15 protein-coding genes and 3 tRNA genes are annotated in these 17,848 nt (G+C 72.0%); 5 read left to right on the forward strand and 13 right to left on the reverse strand.

The genetic code is table 11. From position 1 onward, the window contains the following. Positions 1-74 precede the first annotated feature (74 nt). Both O3W51_RS27295 and O3W51_RS27300 read left to right on the forward strand, forming a co-directional pair. Positions 75-968 carry an LLM class F420-dependent oxidoreductase gene (locus O3W51_RS27295; RefSeq protein ID WP_164294835.1) on the forward strand — a complete coding sequence of 298 codons (894 nt, stop codon included), beginning with the start codon at positions 75-77 and terminating at the stop codon, positions 966-968. 241 nt (positions 969-1,209) lie between these two features. Next, positions 1,210-2,085: an MEDS domain-containing protein gene (locus O3W51_RS27300; RefSeq protein ID WP_138356288.1), complete on the forward strand. Its 876-nt coding sequence runs from the start codon at positions 1,210-1,212 to the stop codon at positions 2,083-2,085. Between the two features lie 52 nt (positions 2,086-2,137). Here the strand turns inward: O3W51_RS27300 and O3W51_RS27305 are convergent, their stop codons facing one another. From O3W51_RS27305 to O3W51_RS27320, 4 genes are all read right to left on the reverse strand, one after another. Further along, on the reverse strand, positions 2,138-2,509 hold the full coding sequence (locus O3W51_RS27305; protein ID WP_164294837.1) for an MmcQ/YjbR family DNA-binding protein: 372 nt from the start codon (positions 2,507-2,509) through the stop codon (positions 2,138-2,140). Positions 2,510-2,610: 101 nt separating this feature from the next. Then, a tRNA-Met gene (locus O3W51_RS27310) sits at positions 2,611-2,684 on the reverse strand. A gap of 131 nt (positions 2,685-2,815) precedes the next feature. Then, a tRNA-Arg gene (locus O3W51_RS27315) sits at positions 2,816-2,888 on the reverse strand. A 202-nt stretch (positions 2,889-3,090) separates the two neighbouring features. Continuing rightward, positions 3,091-3,181: transfer RNA gene (locus O3W51_RS27320), tRNA-Ser, on the reverse strand. A gap of 188 nt (positions 3,182-3,369) precedes the next feature. Here O3W51_RS27320 and O3W51_RS27325 point away from each other — a divergent pair. Together O3W51_RS27325 and O3W51_RS27330 are read left to right on the forward strand one after the other, a co-directional pair. After that, positions 3,370-4,029 carry a hypothetical protein gene (locus tag O3W51_RS27325; RefSeq protein WP_232484876.1) on the forward strand — a complete coding sequence of 220 codons (660 nt, stop codon included), beginning with the start codon at positions 3,370-3,372 and terminating at the stop codon, positions 4,027-4,029. A gap of 228 nt (positions 4,030-4,257) precedes the next feature. Further along, positions 4,258-8,097, forward strand: coding sequence for a hybrid sensor histidine kinase/response regulator (locus tag O3W51_RS27330; RefSeq protein ID WP_198357206.1), 3,840 nt, complete (start codon positions 4,258-4,260; stop codon positions 8,095-8,097). A 20-nt stretch (positions 8,098-8,117) separates the two neighbouring features. On the opposite strand, the gene O3W51_RS27335 is transcribed toward O3W51_RS27330, so the two are convergent. The 9 genes from O3W51_RS27335 to O3W51_RS27375 form a co-directional block, all read right to left on the reverse strand. Then, positions 8,118-9,782 carry a long-chain fatty acid--CoA ligase gene (locus O3W51_RS27335; protein WP_138359155.1) on the reverse strand — a complete coding sequence of 555 codons (1,665 nt, stop codon included), beginning with the start codon at positions 9,780-9,782 and terminating at the stop codon, positions 8,118-8,120. 69 nt (positions 9,783-9,851) lie between these two features. Next, a complete protein-coding gene (locus O3W51_RS27340) occupies positions 9,852-10,367 on the reverse strand; it encodes a SigE family RNA polymerase sigma factor (RefSeq protein ID WP_138359153.1) in 516 nt (171 codons plus the stop codon). Positions 10,368-10,561: 194 nt separating this feature from the next. Further along, positions 10,562-11,407 (reverse strand): DUF1906 domain-containing protein, encoded by an 846-nt coding sequence (locus O3W51_RS27345; protein ID WP_138359151.1) that lies wholly within the window; start codon positions 11,405-11,407, stop codon positions 10,562-10,564. 61 nt (positions 11,408-11,468) lie between these two features. Beyond that, positions 11,469-12,653: a lipid-transfer protein gene (locus O3W51_RS27350; RefSeq protein ID WP_138359149.1), complete on the reverse strand. Its 1,185-nt coding sequence runs from the start codon at positions 12,651-12,653 to the stop codon at positions 11,469-11,471. Further along, positions 12,650-13,114, reverse strand: coding sequence for a MaoC family dehydratase (locus tag O3W51_RS27355; RefSeq protein ID WP_164294840.1), 465 nt, complete (start codon positions 13,112-13,114; stop codon positions 12,650-12,652). Before O3W51_RS27355 ends, O3W51_RS27350 begins: the two co-directional genes overlap by 4 nt. After that, positions 13,111-14,118 carry an acyl-CoA dehydrogenase family protein gene (locus tag O3W51_RS27360; protein WP_138359145.1) on the reverse strand — a complete coding sequence of 336 codons (1,008 nt, stop codon included), beginning with the start codon at positions 14,116-14,118 and terminating at the stop codon, positions 13,111-13,113. Before O3W51_RS27360 ends, O3W51_RS27355 begins: the two co-directional genes overlap by 4 nt. 1 nt (position 14,119) lies before the next feature. Next, positions 14,120-15,088: a bifunctional MaoC family dehydratase N-terminal/OB-fold nucleic acid binding domain-containing protein gene (locus O3W51_RS27365; RefSeq protein WP_244809276.1), complete on the reverse strand. Its 969-nt coding sequence runs from the start codon at positions 15,086-15,088 to the stop codon at positions 14,120-14,122. Beyond that, positions 15,085-16,281, reverse strand: a complete 1,197-nt coding sequence (locus tag O3W51_RS27370) for an acyl-CoA dehydrogenase family protein (RefSeq protein WP_138359161.1) — start codon at positions 16,279-16,281, stop codon at positions 15,085-15,087. Before O3W51_RS27370 ends, O3W51_RS27365 begins: the two co-directional genes overlap by 4 nt. Positions 16,282-16,513: 232 nt before the next feature. After that, on the reverse strand, positions 16,514-16,822 hold the full coding sequence (locus tag O3W51_RS27375) for a hypothetical protein (protein ID WP_138359143.1): 309 nt from the start codon (positions 16,820-16,822) through the stop codon (positions 16,514-16,516). Between the two features lie 343 nt (positions 16,823-17,165). On the opposite strand from O3W51_RS27375, the gene O3W51_RS27380 reads away from it, so the two are divergent. Next, a partial coding sequence (locus tag O3W51_RS27380; RefSeq protein WP_269287623.1) for a bifunctional DNA primase/polymerase occupies positions 17,166-17,848 on the forward strand: 683 nt, incomplete at its 3' end.

The raw sequence follows: 17,848 nt of genomic DNA on the forward strand, positions 1-17,848 counted from the left end.
CGTCGGAGGCCGGAATACGGGAGTCGATCACCGGGTTGCCACCTGCACGCACCGAGAACCAGGGAGCCGGGAACATGGGGAGCAACGACAGCGGCGGCGGCACGGCCGCCAGGGAGTCGGTCGGCCGCTACGGCATCTGGAACGCCGGGCTGCGCTCGGATGATCCGGCGCTGCGCGGCGAGATCGCCGAGGCGGCGGCCGAGCTGGACGAACTGGGCTTCGGCGCGATCTGGCTGGGCGGCAGCAGCTCCGTCGAGCACGCGGCGCGGGTGCTCGACGCGACACCGCGGATCGCGGTCGCCACCGGGATCCTCAGCATCTGGGAGCACGAGGCGGCCGCGGTCGCCGCGAGCACGGCGGCGGTGGAGGCCGCCCACCCGGACCGTTTCCTGCTCGGCCTCGGGGTGAGCCACGCACAGATCGCCGACCGCTACCGGCGCCCGTACTCGGCGATGGTGGCCTATCTGGACGCGCTGGACGCCGCGCCCGCGCCGGTGCCGGCCGGGCGGCGCGTGCTGGCCGCGCTGGGCCCGAAGATGCTGGAGCTGTCCCGCGACCGGGCGGGCGGCGCGCACCCGTATCTCGTCACGCCGGAACACACCGAACAGGCCCGCTCGCTGCTGGGCTACGGCCCCTTGCTGGCACCCGAGTTGAAGGTCGTGCTGGAGACGGACCCGGCCGTCGCCCGCGAGATCGCCCGCGGGTATCTCGCCGTCTATCTGGCGATGCCGAACTACACCAACAGTTTCCTCCGACTCGGCTTCGAGGAGCCGGACTTCACCGGTGGCGGCAGCGACCGGCTGATCGACACCGTCTTCGCCTGGGGCGACGAGGACCGCATCCGGCGGCGGATCGAGTCCTTCCACGCGGCCGGTGCTGACCATGTGGCCCTGCAAATCGTCACCGGCCAGGACCGATCCGTGCTGCCGCGTGCCGAATGGCGGCGCCTGGCCGAGGTGTTGGCCTGACCCGGACGGCGTTCGGCGCACCGCGCTCCACAACTGACGGAGTGTTCAGCGGTGTTGATCAACTGATGCTGTGGGGTTGCCGAGTTGATCAACTGCCCTTGTTTGTCCACTATGTGATCAATCGTCATATTTGCGACAAATAACGGCAGTTGTCAGCACCCACGCAAACGCATCATGTCGTCTTCGTACGAAACCGATCGCCGCACCTCCACCCCGCGACAAACGGAGGTACGTTCGCCGCATGGACAGTGGCGCCGTCCCTTACACCGTCTCCGTCGACCGCATGGCCTCCGGAGATCACGCCTGTCTGGGCTTCGACAGCCACCGGGCCCGCTGGGCGGTCCGGGCCGCCTTCACCGAGGCCGGCCTGCTCCGCGGTGAGCGGGTGATCCTCTTCGTCGACCCCGGCACCACCCCGGGGAAGGCGGCCGCCCGCCTCGCCGACCACGGCGTCCCCGCCGCCCAGGCCCTGCGCGACGAGCGGCTGCTCGTCATCAACGAGACCCCCGGCTACGACCCGGAGCGCGGATTCGACGCCGAGAGCCGTGCCGCGACCTGGCTCGACTTCACCGAGAACGCGAACGTCATGGGCTTCAGCGGGCTGCGCGCCGTCGGCGACATGGCCTGGGCACTGGAGCCCGGCGTCGACCACGAGGAGCTCATCGACTACGAGACGGGGCTCACCCCGCTCTTCGCCGACATCGGCTTCACCGCGATCTGCGAGTACGACCGCCGACTGTTCCCGCCCGAGCTGATGTGCCGGGTCGGCGCCTCCCACCCCACCGAGGTCCTGCAGTCCCTCGACGCCCTGCACATCACCAGGACCGGCACCATCCTGCACCTCGCGGGAAACGCCGACCTCGCCACCCGGGAGCAGTTCGACACGGAGCTGCGCCGGTCGCTGGGCGGGCCGGGCCCGCCGCCGCGCCTCGTCGACCTGACGGCGCTGTCGTTCATCGACGCCCACTGCGCCACCACCCTCATCCGGCTCGCCGCGGGCCTGCCCCCCACCGCCAGGCTCGCCGTCCACTGCCCGGCCACCCATGCCCGCGTACTGCGGCTGTGCGGCGCGGGCGAGGTCCGCCAACTGACGCTCTACGTCGAGGCGGGCTGGTAGCCGGGCCGGTGGGCGTTCTGGTGGGTGGGACGGTGGTCGGGACGGTACCGGTTCAGCGCGAGTCGTAGGTGAGCCGGACGGCGCGCGGCAGCGACGCCACCACCAGGTCGTAGGAGTCCTCGATCATCTCCCGCACCATCCGGACCGGCAGCGACCCGTCGACCGTCACGGTGTTCCAGTGCCGCTTGTTGAGGTGGTAGCCGGGAATGACCGCCGGGTACTCCGCCCGCAGCTGTTCGGCGATCTCCGGATCGCATTTGAGGCTCACTTTGAGCGGTTCGGCCTCCAGCACGCTCAACGCGAAGATCTTCCCGGCCACCTTGAACACCGACAGATCCGGGTTCCGCGGAAACGGGAACTCCTCCTCGGCGCCCGGCATCGCCAGACACGCCGCCTTCAGCCCCCGCGCAGTCATCGCCACCATCCGGCCGACACTAGCGCCTGCCCACGACAGACCCATGGGACGGAACACAGGACGGGAAACACCAGAGGCCCGACACTTTCGTGCCGGGCCTCTGGTCGTAGTAGCGGGGACAGGATTTGAACCTGCGACCTCTGGGTTATGAGCCCAGCGAGCTACCGAGCTGCTCCACCCCGCGCCGTTGAACCGAACACTACGCCATCCGCGGGACCCTCAACTACCAGTCCCGCTCGACGCGGTTTTTCCGGATTGCTCCGAAAAGCAAACCAGGACCCCCTCAGACGATCTCCTCGGGGGCCCTGACCTGAGTGCACTCGGCAGGATTCGAACCTGCAACCTTCTGATCCGTAGTCAGATGCTCTATCCGTTGAGCTACGAGTGCTTGTGCTTTCCGGCGTTTTCTCACCGGTTGGCGTTGCGGGAACAACATTACATGACCTGCGGCTTCAGGTGAAATCCATTGCCCGCACCCCACCTGAGCTGCGAAAACAGCTTCTGACGAGGTACCGGCGAGGGACTTCAGGAGCCCGGGACACGCAACGGAGCCCCGGTCGTCCTGGGACGACCGGGGCTCCGGAAACGAGCGGAGGCTCGGGGATTTGAACCCCGGATGGGATTGAAGTCCCAAACCGCATTAGCAGTGCGGCGCCATAGACCAGACTAGGCGAAGCCTCCAGACACACCCGCGCGAGCGAGGGCGTGTGCAGATGATGGCACAGCCCGGCAGGCTGTCACCAATCGCAGACCAGGGTACAAGCCCGTCGGCGTGCAGGGCAAAGAGGATGCGCGCCCTCCAGCGGTGGCTCGCCCACGTTCGGGTGGGTTGCGGGGAAAGCGGCGCGCGGGACGGTAGGGACTGGGGCATGCGACTCAACGGCCCCGGCCCCCTCGACCGTCCCCTCTCCCGCCCCGTGCCCCACCTCGTGCCCCGTCCCGCGGCCCGCCGCCGGCCCGGAGCGCGGCTGCCGCTCGCCGCCGTCCTCGGTGTCGTGCTCGCCGCCGGGCTGCCGCTGCTCCTGGCGACCGACGCCGGCGCGACGCCCTTCGCGCCCGCCGCTTCCGCACTCCTCGCGCCCCCGTCTCCCCCGGAGAACAACCAGCTGACCATCACCGTCGACGACGGAACGGGGAAGGTCACCACGACCAGGCTGGACTGCGGACCCGACCAGGACACGCCGGCCGGGCCCGCGACCTCCGGCGGACCGGTGGCCGCACCGGAGCCCCTCGCCCCTTCCACGCTCCCCGCTCCTCTTCCCGCCCCTTCCACGCTGCCCGCTCCGATCGGGCCGGCCAGGTCCGTGACGGACTCCTGCGATCAGCTGGAGCGGCTGGGCGGTCCCGTGGGTCCCGTTCCGGCCGGGCAGATGTGCTCGATGATCTACGGCGGATCGCAGACCGCGCAGGTCACAGGGACCTGGCACGGAGCGGCCGTCACGGAGAAGTACAGCCGGGCCAACGGCTGCGAGGTCGCCCGGTGGAACCGGATGGCACCGGTTCTGCCCGCCGCCACCGGGGGTGCGTGACGCACGCCACACCAGGGACGATCTCGCACCGCACACGCTCGAACACCGAATCCCACAGGGGTACATGGGCATCCGCGGCCGCTCGGCCAACCGCTGCACGTACACTCGCTCTAGTGACATGCCATGGCGTCAGCGGCAAGATGGGCCGCCGGTGAGAGCCGATCGCGCGGGTTGCGCGGGGCCACCGCAGGAAGTGCGGTAAGTGCGGTAACAGGGAGGACGCGTCTCGTGAGCAGCAGGCCATCCAGAGGCGCTGCTCGCCTCGCCTCAATACTCGACGCCCTCCCCGACGCACTCTTGCTGGTCAACGGCAACGGCACGGTCGTCAACGCCAATGCCATAGCGATCGAGACCTTCGAGTCACCGGGGACGGCGTTGGTCGGGCGGGGCCTGTTCGACCTGCTGCCCGCGTTCGACTCCAAGCGGATCCCCGGATCGATGCGCAGCGCGCAGGACACCGGCGACGACAACGGCCGCACCAAGCCGACCCGGATGGTCGCGCGGCGCACCGACGGCTCGGAGTTCCCCGTCGAGGTGACCAGCGCCAACCTCGAGGACGGCCGCACCCCGTACGACGAGCCGCAGAGCTACACCGGTGACGAGCTGCTGATGCTGGTCGTGCGGGACCTCAGCGGCACGATGGACACCGAGGCGGAACTCGCCCGCCAGCAGCGCCAGACGGAGATGATCCTGCGCGCCGCGGCCGAGGGCGTCGTCGGCGTCGACACCGAGGGCAAGGTCGTCCTCGTCAATCCGTCCGCCGCGCAGATCCTCGGCTACCGGGCGACCGACCTCGGCGGCCAGGAACTGCACCCGCTCGCGCACCACACGCGCGCCGACGGCACACCGCTGCCGTACGAGGAGACCCCGCTCGCCGACACGCTGCGGTCCGGCCGCAAGCACCGGGTCCGCGGCCAGGTGCTGTGGCGCAAGGACGGCCGCGCGGTGCCCGTCGACCTGACGACCGCTCCCGTACGGGACGGCGAGCAGCTGGTCGGCGCGGTCATGACGTTCACCGACCGGACCGCGTTCGACGCCGCCGTCGCCCGCGGCGAGCAGCTGCAGGCCGTGCTGGACGAGGCGCTGCGCGGCCCGCTGGCCGAGCTGCGCGGTGAGCTGTCCGGCCTGGCCGCCGACCCCGCCGGGCAGTTGTGGCCCGAGGCGAACCAGATCCTGCACCACCTGGTGGCCGGCTACGCCCGCATCACCACCCTGATCGACAACGTGCTGGCCTTCCAGCGCCTCGACCGCGGCGAGGACCGGCTGCGGCGCGAGCCCGTCGGGCTCGACAAGGTCGTCGCGGCGGCCGTCGAGGGCGCCATCGAGCTGATCGGCCCGGGGCGCGCGCAGTACGCCGTGCACGCGCCGCCGATCGAGGCGGCGATCGACGGCGAGCGGATGTCCCAGGCGCTCGCGCACCTGATCGCGGACGTCGCGGGTGTGGACGCGGCGGGCAACGCCACCGTCATCACCGGCGGCGGCGACTCGACGATCGTGGTGGCGGCGGCCCAGCGCGGCGACGTCATAAGGATCGACGTGCGGGGCCCGCACGCCGGCGGCAACGCGGTGCACCTGCCGATCGCCCGCGGCATCGTCGAACGGCACGGCGGCGTCCTGCAGACGCACGAAGTGCCGGGCCAGGGCAGCGCGTACGTCCTCGAGGTGCCGCTGGGCTCGGCCGCCATCGCGGCCGCGGGCCGTGCGGCGGCCGCCGCGGCGAAGGACGGGGCTCGCGAGTCCGAGACGACCGTCATGCCGATGCCCGCGAAGCCCGCCCGGGGTACGGGCGGCGCGGCCGGCAACGGCACGGGCGCCAAGGCTCCGGCGCGCGGCGCGGCGACACCTCCCCCGGGCACCGACGGTACGAACGGCCAGGGAGGCCAGGGCGCTCCCGCGGCCGGAACGCCCGCCGGTGGCACGCCCGCGACGGGCTGGGCCGGAAGCGGCGAGCCCGGAGTCGCCGGCACCGAACGTGCGGCGCGGCCGCGCCGGGCCGGGGACGACGGCGGCACCGTGGTCGCGCCGTGGGCGATCCCCACCGCGGGACCGGACGAGCAGCAGGACGGCCGCGGCCGGAACGAGGGACACGGCCAGGCGCAGCCGGGCGAGCACGAGACCCCGACCGGTCGCCGGCGCGCGCTGCGCCGCCCGCTGCCGGACGAGGCGAGCGCGGGGGACACCGCGGGCGGCGCGGCGGCCGACCTGGCGCCGGCCGAGCAGCCGGACCAGCAGAACCACCCGGTGCAGCAGAGCCAGCAGCCCAGCGGTCGCCGGGCCCGCCGGACGCTGTCCGACGGCCAGCAGCCCGCACCCGAACTTCCCGCGGCACCCGTCCAGCACGCCCTTCCGGCGGCCGGCGAGCAGGCCGTGCCGCAGGGACCGCACGAACCGCAGCAGGGGAGCGACGGCAACGGCGCCTCCCTCGCCGGGCAGGAGCCCGGGGCAGGCCGTCGCGCCCGCCGGATCGCACCCCAGCCGGGGGAGTCGGACGGGAACGGCAACGGGAACGGCAGTGGCCCCATCGCCCTGCCCGCACAGCACTCCCACGATGTGCCGGCCCCGATGCCGGCGGAGGAGCGTGCGCCCGGCCGGCCGGTGCCCCCGGTCCCGCCGGTTCCGCACCAGGGCGGGCCGCAGGATCAGAACGGCGCGCCGCAGCCGGTGAGTCCGCAGTGGCCGGACGCCGGCCGGCCGGTGGCGCCCGCGGCCGAACCGGGCGCGCAGCCCCAGGGCCCGGCCCAGGGACAGCACCAGAACCAGAACCAGAACCAGAACCAGAGTCCGTCCCAGGTGATCCCGGGACAGGGCCAGCGCACCCCGATGCCGCCCTCGGGCGGCGTGCCCCAGCCCTACGCCCAGAACCAGGGCCAGAACCAGCACCAGGGCCAGCAGCAGGGCCAGAGCCACGGCCGGGCCATCAGCGTGCGCACGCTCGGCCAGGGCGTCGCCTTCGTCCAGCCGGTCCCGACGCAGGCCCAGCCGCAACCTCAGCCGCAGCCCGAGCCGTTCCCCCAGCAGAACCCCTCCGGGTCCGGCCGCCGGCGCAAGCTCAACGGACCGCAGCAGGACGACGGCCATGACGTGGAGGCCCGCCCGCACCCGCAGGCGGATCCCGACAGCGGCCAGCTCCCGATCGCCCGGCCGCCCGCCACCGACGACCGGAGCGACGGCCAGGGCGTCGAGCACCAGGACACCGACCACCAGACGGCACTGCTCCGTACGGTCGTTCCGGGCCGGGCGTTCGCCATAGGGGCACCCGCCGAGGGCGACGAGGGCCCCGAGCCGCTGGACGGTCCGAACGGCGCCGTCGAGGTCATCGAGGAACTGGCGGGCGAGCCCGGCCAGCTGCTGGCCGAGCCGCGCAGGCTGCTGGTCTGGCCGGAGCCGGATGTCTCGACGCGCCAGGCGCTGACCGACCGCGGCTACCGCCCGGTCATCGTCCGGTCCCGCGCCGAGGTGGACGCGCAGGTCGCCGAGCCGCCCGCCGCGCTCTTCGTCGACCCGCTGACCGGTCCGATCACCCGGACGGCGCTGCAGTCGCTCCGCCAGGCGGCCGCGGAGGCCGAGGTGCCGGTCCTGGTGACCGCCGGGCTCGGACAGGCCACACGCGAGGCCGCCTACGGCGCCGACCCGGCCGTCCTGCTCAAGGCGCTCGCGCCGCGCGACAGCGAGCAGCATCCGCCGCGGGTGCTGCTGATCGAGAGCCACCAGGACATCGCCCAGGCGTTCACCGCGACGCTGGAGCGGCGCGGCATGCAGGTCGCGCACGCCTCCTCCGAGGTCGAGGCGATGACGACGGCCGCGCAGATCAGGCCGAACCTGGTGGTAATGGATCTGATGCTGGTGCGCCACCGCCGGCAGGGGATCATCGACTGGCTGCGCAGCAACGGCCAGTTGAACCGCACCCCGATGGTCGTCTACACGTCCGCGGACATCGACCCGGCGGAACTGCCGCGGCTGGCCTCCGGCGAGACGGTGCTGTTCCTCGCGGAGCGGTCGACGAGTACGGACGTGCAGTCACGCATCGTGGACCTGCTCGGCAAGATCGGGTCCTGGCCGGCGGCCTAGGACCCGACCCGCCGCGGCGATCAGTCCTTCGCCGCCCCGGCGACGTACGTCACGTCGATCTGCTCCAGCCGGTACTGCTCGCGGATCACCTTCTTGTCGAACTTGCCGACCGAGGTCTTCGGCACGGCCGGGATGATCGCCCAGCGCTCCGGCAGCTGCCAGCGCGCGATGCGTCCGGCGAGGAACTCCCGCAGCTCCTCGTACGAGACGGTGGCGCCCTCCTTCAGCACGACGGTGGCCAGCGGCCGCTCGCCCCAGCGCTCGTCGGGCACGGCGACGACCGCGGCCTCGGCGACGTCCGGATGGGCCATGAGCTGGTTCTCCAGGTCGACGGAGGAGATCCATTCGCCGCCGGACTTGATGACGTCCTTGGCCCGGTCGGTGAGGGTGAGGTAGCCGTCCTGCGTGATGACGCCGACGTCGCCGGTGCGCAGCCAGCCGTCCGGGCTGAACTTGTCCTCGGGGCGCAGCGGCTCGGCTCCGGCGCCGCCGAAGTAGGAGTTGGCGATCCAGGGGCCGCGTACCTCCAGCTCGCCCGCGGACTCGCCGTCCCAGGGCATGATCTCGCCCGCCGGGCCGACCAGCCGGGCCTCGACGGAGGCGGGGAAGCGGCCCTGGCTGATGCGGTACGGCCACTCCTGCTCGGCGGTGAGGCCGGCCGGCGGGTGGGCCATGGTGCCGAGCGGGGAGGTCTCCGTCATGCCCCAGGCGTGGCACAGCCGCACGCCGTGCTCCTCGTACGCCTTCATGAGGGAGGGCGGGCAGGCGGAGCCGCCGATGGTGACGGTCGCCATGGAGGAGATGTCGCGCGGCTTGGCCGCGAGCTCGGCGAGCAGGCCCTGCCAGATGGTCGGGACGGCCGCGGCGTGGCTGGGGCGCTCGCTCTCGATCATCTCGGCGAGCGGGGCGGGCTGCAGGAAGCGGTCCGGCATGAGCATGTTGATGCCGGTCATGAAGGTGGCGTGCGGCAGTCCCCAGGCGTTGACGTGGAACATCGGGACGACGACGAGGGTCGTGTCGCGGTCCGTGAGACCCATCGACTCGGTCATGTTGACCTGCATCGAGTGCAGGTAGATCGAGCGGTGGGAGAAGAGGACGCCCTTGGGGTCGCCGGTGGTGCCCGAGGTGTAACACATGGCGGCGGCGTCCCGCTCGTCCAGCTCCGGCCAGTCGTACGTGGTCGGGCGGCCGGCCAGCAGTTCCTCGTAGTCGTGCACGGCGGGGCGACAGCCGTCCAGGAGCGAGCGGTCCCCGGGGCCGACGACCACGATGTGCTCGACGGACTCCAGGGCGGGCAGCAGCGGCGCCAGGAGCGGCAGCAGCGAGCCGTTGACGAGGATGACGCGGTCGGCGGCGTGGTTGACGATGAACGTCAGCTGCTCGGTGGGCAGCCGCAGGTTCAGGGTGTGCAGCACCGAACCCATGGACGGGATCGCGAGGTAGGCCTCGACGTGCTCGGCGTTGTTCCACATGAGGGTCGCGACCCGCTCGTCCCGGGCCACCCCCAGCTCGTCGCGGAGGGCGTTCGCGAGCTGGATCGCCCGGACCCCGATCTCGCGGAAGGAGCGGCGGTGCGGCTCGGCGTCCCCGGTCCAGGTGGTCACCTGGGACCGGCCGTGCACCAGAGCACCATGGACCAGGATGCGGGTGACGGTCAGCGGTACGTCCTGCATCGTGCTCAGCACCGGAAGCCTCCACGGGTTACGTGCGGGTAAGGTCCCGGTGATTCTGCTTCCATACCAGTCGGTATGTCACTACCTGGCGCGCAATTCAGGGTCATCGCGCAATTTCCCGAGGGCCCGGGAGACCGCGCTCTTGACCGTGCCGACCGAGACACCGAGGGCTTCGGCCGTCTGTATCTCGCTCATGTCCTCGTAGTAGCGGAGTACCACCATGGCCCGCTGCCGGGCGGGAAGCCGGGAGATGGCACGCAGCAGCGCGTCGCGCTGGGCCTGCTGCTCGGTGTGGTCGGGGGCGGTGGACAGCGGCTCGGGGACGTCCTCGGTCGCGAATTCGTCGATGCGGCGCTTGCGCCACTGCGAGGTGCGCGTGTTGACCAGCGTGCGGCGGACGTAGCCGTCCAGCGCGCGGTGGTCGTCGATGCGGTCCCATGCCAGGTACGTCTTGGTCAGCGCGGTCTGCAGCAGGTCCTCTGCGTCGCACGGGTTCGCGGTGAGCGAGCGCGCGGTCCGCAGCAGCGTCGGGCCCTTGGCCCGTACGTAGCTGGAGAACTGCATCGTGCTGGTGCTGGTGCACACAGGCGTGGTCATGCACTCAACGCTATGAGCGCCGCCCGCCCGGCGGATCCGCCGGAGGTGCCGAAGCGGGATCACCCTGAAGTCGTAGGACGGGGGCTGTCCCCACCTCCCGTAGGCGGACCCACCCCGGAGGAAGACCGGCCTGTGGGTGGGGTCAGGGGCGGGGTCGGGGGCGGGGTCCGGGCTTCCGGAGGAACGCGGCCGCGCTAACCGATCACGGCGACCGGGGCGTCGATGAGGTCGCGGTCGATGTTGATCGTCCGGCCCCCGTACTGCTCGGTGACGTTCCCCGTGTACTGGTGGATGCGGCTGTGCGGCGTCCAGGCGTCGCGGGGGAGTACCGGCTCGGACTCCAGGGTGGGCGTGACGTTCCAGCGGGCGTACCAGAGGACGCTCGGCAGGTCGGCGGCGCCGGCGGCGCGGGCCTGCTCCATGTGCATGATGCCGGAGTCCGCGCTGCTGTAGAAGCCCGGGATGTAGCCGAGCCGGCGCACCTCCTTGTCCCAGGCCTGGACGAAGGCGAGCGTCGGCGCCGTGCAGGACGCGGTGCGGATGTCGTACGACTCCATGTCCAGGTACAGGGCGCTGTTCTCGACGAAGCCGAGGTCCTGGGCGCGCTGGACGGCATCCCTGGCCTCGGTCGCACCGCTCCCGCCCGGATTGGCCGTGTCGATCGTGTACGCCTTCTTCGTGCTGCTCGTCGTGCAGGGCGACTGCGAGCCCACATAGATCGGCAGGATGCTCCAGCCCCCGGTGTTCACGGTCCGCACCCAGGAGGGGGTGAGGTTCGGCTGCTGCGCGCAGGCGCGGGCCCGGCCGCCGAAGTAGACGCCGACGGCGCCGTACGGGGAGGTGCCGTGCCAGGCCTGCAACGTGTCGGCGGTCGGGGTCTCGCAGGTCTCGAAGCCGGTGCCCTGGAAGAACCGGGCCCCCTGCAGCGATTCGGCGGAGGGATCGGCCGCCGCGACGCCGCCGCTGACCAGGCAGGCCAGCGTCGCCACCGCCGTCAGGACCGAAAGGACATATCGGGTAATCTGCTTGGTTCCACGCATGGCGCGAGTCAACGCGCCCGTCGGGGCGACCCCGGGCAGACACGCCCGCCCCACCACCCGTTCAGCCGTCTGCCGAGAGCACCAGCCCCGACGTCGGAACGCCTGTTCCGGCGGTGACCAGCACGTTCGAAGCGCCCGCCACCTGGTTGACGCTGCTCCCGCGCAACTGGCGGACGCCCTCGGCGATGCCGTTCATCCCGTGCAGATACGCCTCGCCGAGCTGACCGCCGTGGGTGTTCACCGGCAGCCGGCCGTCGATCTCCAGACCACCGCCGGCGGCGAAGTCCGCCGCCTCCCCCGGTCCGCAGAAGCCGAACTCCTCCAGCTGCATCAGCACGAACGGGGTGAAGTGGTCGTAGAGCACCGCCGTGTCGATGTCGGCCGGCGTCAGCCCGGAGGTCCGCCACAGCTGGCGGGCGACCACCCCCATCTCCGGCAGCCCGGTCAGATCGTCGCGGTAGAAGCTCGTCATCTGCTCCTGCGCGCGGCCGGCGCCCTGCGCGGCGGCGGCGATCACCGCGGGCGCGTGCCGCAGATCGCGGGCCCGCTCCGGCGACGTCACGACGATCGCCTGGCCGCCGTCCGTCTCCTGGCAGCAGTCCAGCAGCCGCAGCGGCTCGACGATCCAGCGCGAGGCGGCATGGTCGGCGAGGGTGATCGGCTTGCCGTGGAAGTACGCGGCGGGGTTGTTCGCGGCATGGCGGCGGTCGGCGACCGCGACCGGGCCGAAAGCCGACGGATCGAGCCGGAAGGCGTGCAGATACCGCTGCGCCGCCATCGCGACCCACGACGCGGGGGTGAGGAGACCGGACGGCAGATTGGCGCCGAGCGCCACCCCTTCGGCGGAGGGGTCCCGCTGCTGCACCCCCGATCCGAACCGCCGGCCCGACCGCTCGTTGAACGCGCGGTAGCAGACGACCACGTCGGCCACCCCGGTCGCCACCGCCATGGCCGCCTGCTGCACGGTCGCGCAGGCCGCCCCGCCGCCGTAGTGGATCCGCGAGAAGAACGACAGCTCACCGATGCCGGCCGCCTGGGCGACCGTGATCTCCGGGCTGGTGTCCATGGTGAACGTGACCATGCCGTCGACGTCGGCGGGCGTCAGCCCGGCATCGTCCAGCGCCGCCTGTACGGCCTCCACGGCGAGCTTCAGCTCGCTGCGGCCCGAGTCCTTGGAGAACTCCGTCGCCCCGATCCCGGCGATCGCGGCACGGCCGCCGAGGCTGTCGCGGTTGCGGACGCTCATACGGCTGCCTCCGGGGTGGGGCTCGGGACCGGGGTCGGGAGCATGACGGTGGCTGTTCCGGTGACGTGATGGCCGAGCTTGTTGACGCCGAGGACGGCGATCTCGACGTTCTCTCCTGACGTGTCGGCTTCGACGGACGTCACCTTGCCGGTCAACACCATCTCGTCACCCGGATAGTTGGGCGCGCCCAGCCGGATCCGCACCGCCCGCAGCACCGCCCCGGGCCCGGCCCATTCGGTGATGTAGCGGCCGACCAGGCCGTTCGTGGTGAGGATGTTCATGAAGATGTCCGGCGAGCCCTTCTCCCGGGCGAGCTCCACGTCGTGGTGCACGTCCTGGAAGTCCCGCGAGGCGATGGCACCCGCGACGATCAGCGTGCGGGTCACCGGGACGCGCAGCGGCGGCAGTTCGTCACCCGCCCGCACGGAGCCGGCCGGCGTCCGGACCGGGGACTGCGTCATACGGCCTCCTCGGTGTCGGGTGCGCCCAGCAGCACACCGAGTTCGGCGAGCACTTCCGCGCCGCCGCCCAGATACGCGTCCAGCTGCCGTCCCCACAGGAAGTGCCGGTGGACGGGGTGTTCGAGGTCCGCGCCGATTCCGCCGTGCAGATGCTGACCGGCGTGGACGACGCGTTTGCCGCCCTCGGACGCCCACCAGGCGGCGGTCAGGGCGTGGGAGGCAGCGGGCAAGTGGTTATCGAGGCGCCAGGCCGCCTCGTAGGCGGTGACGCGGATCGCCTCGGTGTCCATGTGCGCGTCGGCGGCGCGCAGCAGCACGCCCTGGTTCGTGGAGAGCGGACGCCCGAACTGCTCGCGTACGGAGGTGTACGCGACGGCCCGCGCCAGCGACCCGGCGCAGACCCCGGCCTGCAGCCCCGCGAAGGCGGTACGGGCCCGTGCGAGGACCTCCCCGTAGGCGGACGCGTCACCGAGCGGCTCGGCGGGCGTGCCGTCCAGTACGAGCCGGGCGGCCGCCCAGGGGGCGGTGGTGTCGACGGGCTCCGCGCCGGCCGGGACCGGCAGCCAGAACAGCCGCGTCCCGGTACCCGTCGCGGCGGGGACGAGGACGTGCGTGGCCTCGCGCAGCCACGGCACGACGGGGAAGGTGCCGGTCAGGCGCCAGCCGTCACCGCTCGCGACGGCCCGCGCGGACCGGTGCGGGAAGGCGCCCGTGGCGATGTACGAGCCGTCGCGCAGACCGGGCAGCAGCCGGGCGCGCTGCTCGTCCGTACCGTACGCGGCGACCGGCAGCAGACCGTAGGCGCAGGTCGCGGCGAGCGGGATCCCGGCGGTCCTGCGGCCCGCCTCCTCCAGCAGCAGCACCAGGCCCAGCAGCCCGATCTCCTCGACGGCGGCCACCAGCCCGGCCTCGCACAGCGCCTTCCACGGCTCGGCGCTGCGGTCGAGAATCCCGGCCGCCAGATCGCGGGCCGCCTGCTGCTCCTCGGTGGGTGCGAAGTCCATGTCAGTCCTCCACCGACCGGAAGACGGGCAGCGTGAACTCGCCGTCGACCGTCAGGAATTCGAGCGTCACGGGCAGACCCGCGCGCACCTTGTCGTACGGAATTCCCGTGACGTTGCCGAGGATCCGCACACCCTCCGCCAGCTCGACGAGGGCGACGGCGTACGGCGGGTCGAAGGCGGGGAACGGCGGATGGTGCATGACGACATAGCTGAAGACGGTGCCCTCGCCCGCGGCCCGGACGGTGTCCCAGTCCGGTGAGCCGCACGCGTTGCAGCCCGGCAGCCACGGCAGCCGCAGCGTGCCGCAGCCGGAGCAGCGCTGGATGAGCAGCTCGTGCCGCTCCAGGCCCTCCCAGTAAGCGGCGTTGTCGCGGTTGATCACCGGTCGGGGGCGCCGCGCGGCGGGCTTGGCGGTCTTCGCGGTGGTTGCGGTGTTGGAGGTCTTCGCGGTGGTTGCGGTGTTGGAGGTCTTCGCGGTGGTTGCGGGCGCGTACTTGAGGATGCGGAAGCGGTGGGTGCCGGACAGCTCGCCGTTCGCCTGGACGTCCATCCGCGTCGTGACGAAGTGGCCGGTGCCGAGCTTCGTGGTCTTGCGCGGCGAGATGGACTCGATGACGGCGTCGAACGTGATCCGGTCGCCGGGACGCAGCGGCCGGAGGTACTCCTGCTCGCAGTCGGTCGCGACGACCGAGGTGCAGCCGGCCTCGTCGAGGAGCGCGAAGACATCGTCGTAGGCGCTGGAGCGCGCGGTGCCCGCGGTGTGGCCGGAGAGCCCGCCCATGGTCCACACCTGGAGCATGGTGGCGGGCGCGGATCCGTCGGCGGGGACGGGGTGGCCCATCGCCTCGCACCAGTGGCGGATCATCGGCTCGTTGACCGGGTCCTTGCCCTCGCCGCCGGCCGCGGCGGTCCGCCCCACGTAGACCTTGAGCCGCTCGTACAGATCCCCGGCCACTGCCTCGTCCGTCACCGCTTGCTCCTCTTCATCCCGAGCCGCATCGTCGCGACGATCTCCCGCTGGACCTCGCTGACGCCGCCGCCGAAGGTGTTGATCTGCGCGGCCCGGTTCATCCGTTCCAGTTCGCCGTTCTCCCCGCCTCTGACGAGAGCGGTCTCCCCGACCGCTTCCTGGAGCGCGCGGTAGACCTCGATCGCGCTCTCGGTACCGGCGAACTTCACGCCCGACGCGTCGCCCGGGGTGAGGGTGCCGGCGCCGACGTCCTGGACCAGGCGCCAGTTGAGCAGCCGGGTCGCGGAGAGCCGGGCGTGGGCCTCGGCCAGCCGGGACGCGACCCAAGGGGTGTCGATCCGGCGGGTGCCGTCCTCGTCGGGCGTACGGGCGCTCGCGAGGGCCGCGTCGTAGAAGTCCTCGGCCTGCATGCCGATGGCCGCCAGCGCGACCCGCTCGTGGTTGAGCTGGTTGGTGATCAGCGACCAGCCGGCGTTCTCCTCGCCGACGAGGTTCCCGTACGGGACGCGGATCGCGTCGTAGTAGGTGGCGCTGGTGGTCTGGCCGCCGACGGTGTGGATCGGGGTCCAGGAGAAGCCGGGGGCGTCGGTCGGGACGAGGATGATCGAGATGCCCTTGTGCTTGGGGGCCTCGGGGTCGGTGCGGCAGGCGAGCCAGATCCAGTCGGCGCCCTGGGCGTTGCTGGTGAAGGTCTTGCTGCCGTCGATCAGCCACTCACCGGCTCCGCCGGGACCGTCGCTGTCGGCCTTGTCGGGTCCGGTTCTGACGGCGCGGGTGCGGAGGGAGGCGAGGTCGGTGCCGGCGTCCGGTTCGGTGTAACCGATCGCGAAGACGCAGTCGCCGGAGAGGATCCGCGGGAGGAAGTACTCCTTCTGCGCGGGCGTCCCGAACTTCATCAGGGTCGGGCCGACGGTGTTGAGCGTGACCATCGACACGGGAGCACCGGCCCGGTAGGACTCGTCGAAGAACACGAACTGCTCGTCGGGGCCGCGGCCCTGTCCGCCGTACTCGGTGGGCCAGCCGAGGCCCAGCAGGCCGTCGGCGGCGATCCGGCGGAGGAGACCTCGGGCGAGCGGGCCGCCGGGCGGCTCGGCCCGGAGGGCTTCGCGGGTCTCCTCGGGTATCAGACGGCCGAAGTACTCGCGCAGCTCGGCCCGTAGCCGGTGCTGGCGCGGGGTGGGGGCGAGGTGCACGGCGACGGCCTCCACGGGTTCGCAGATTTTCTGACTGACCGTCAGATTCTCCGCCCCGCCCCACCCCTGTCAAGGCATGAGAAGTTGTCCACAGGCTGTGGATGAACGTTCGCGCCCGCCGACAGGCCGGAGGAGCAGCCACCGAGCCATCCTCCCGGGAGAACGCGACCGCGCGACGGCACTGAGCGTGCCGCCGCGCGGTCGTGTCACTGATCCCGGTCGTACGGGCCCGTCACCACCACAGCGGGGTGAAGTGCACGTTCACGTTGCTCTGCTCGATCGCGGTGAACCCGGAACCGTTCACGCTCGCGGTGTTGTTCTGGTTCGAAGCGCCCGATCCGCTCGCGCCCTGCTGGGTGGTGGTCACATTCCCGTGGTTCGAACCACCCACGTTCCCACCGGAGTTGCTCACGATGGTCGCGTTCGAGTGGTCGCCGGCGAAGGCGCCGTTGTCAGCAGCTGCCGATCCCGCGAAGAGCACCGCGGCGAGGGGAAGTGCCGCCACCGCAGCGAGGACGCGGAAGGTACGGATGCTTGCCATGTTGTTCCTCCAGGGAACCGAGAACGGGGGTGTGCGGGACGGTTGGCCGACCGCTCCGCCGACTGACTGGTACGACGTCGCCGGAATCAGAGTTGCCCACACAATCCCCGGCGAACCAGACCGGACGGGCTATTTAGCTCGCAAGCGTGACGATCTGTCGACAAACATTCAAAGTGCCATCGAAATACCCTTCATCGTCTTTTCTCCACCTCCGCCACCACCCCCGCAAGCGCGGAAACGTTCAGGCAGATTTTCGGCCAACCTTCGCGCCGCCCGCCCGCGCCGGGCAATCTCCCACCTGCGCCCTCTCCCTTTTTTCGAACGTGAGTACGAAACTGGATCCATGGCCCCTTCCGTCCTGCACGCCGCCGCGCTCGCCAACGCCCTGGCCGCCGCTTCCCGGCACCTGGCGGTCATCCCGCTGTCCCGCACCAAGCTCCCCGCCGTGCGCTCCCCGCACCGCGGCGAATCCCCGCCCAGCCCACCGCCCGCTTCCTCACCCGGCTCCTCACCCGGCTCCTCACCCGGCTCCCCGCCCACCTCCCCGCCCGTTCGCTGCCTGGGCGAATGCGGCCGGATCGGCCACGGGGTGCACGACGCCACGACCGAACCCGCCGCCGTCCGCGCGCTGTTCGCCGCCGCCCCCTGGGCCACCGGCTACGGCATCGCCTGCGGACGCGCCCCGCACCACCTCATCGGCCTCGACCTGGACGTCAAGCACGGCCTGGACGGCGTCGCAGCCCTCGGCGCCCTGGCGCAAGAGCACGGCTTCGCCGTCCCGGACACCGTCACCGTCCTCACCCCCAGCGGCGGCCGCCACCTGTGGTTCACCGGCCCCGCCGGGACCGCCGTCCCCAACTCCGTCGGCAGGCCCGGCACCGCGCCGGGGCCCGGCATCGACGTCCGGGGCCACGGCGGCTACCTCGTCGGCCCCGGCTCGATCACCAACGCCGGCCGCTATCTGCTGGCGCCGCGCTCCCCCGGCCTCCCGGCGGCCCCGGTCCCCGCCCGGCTGCTCCCCCTCCC

The sequence above is a fragment of the Streptomyces sp. H39-C1 genome (assembly GCF_027158125.1).
Classification (GTDB): Bacteria; Actinomycetota; Actinomycetes; order Streptomycetales; family Streptomycetaceae; genus Actinacidiphila; species Actinacidiphila fildesensis.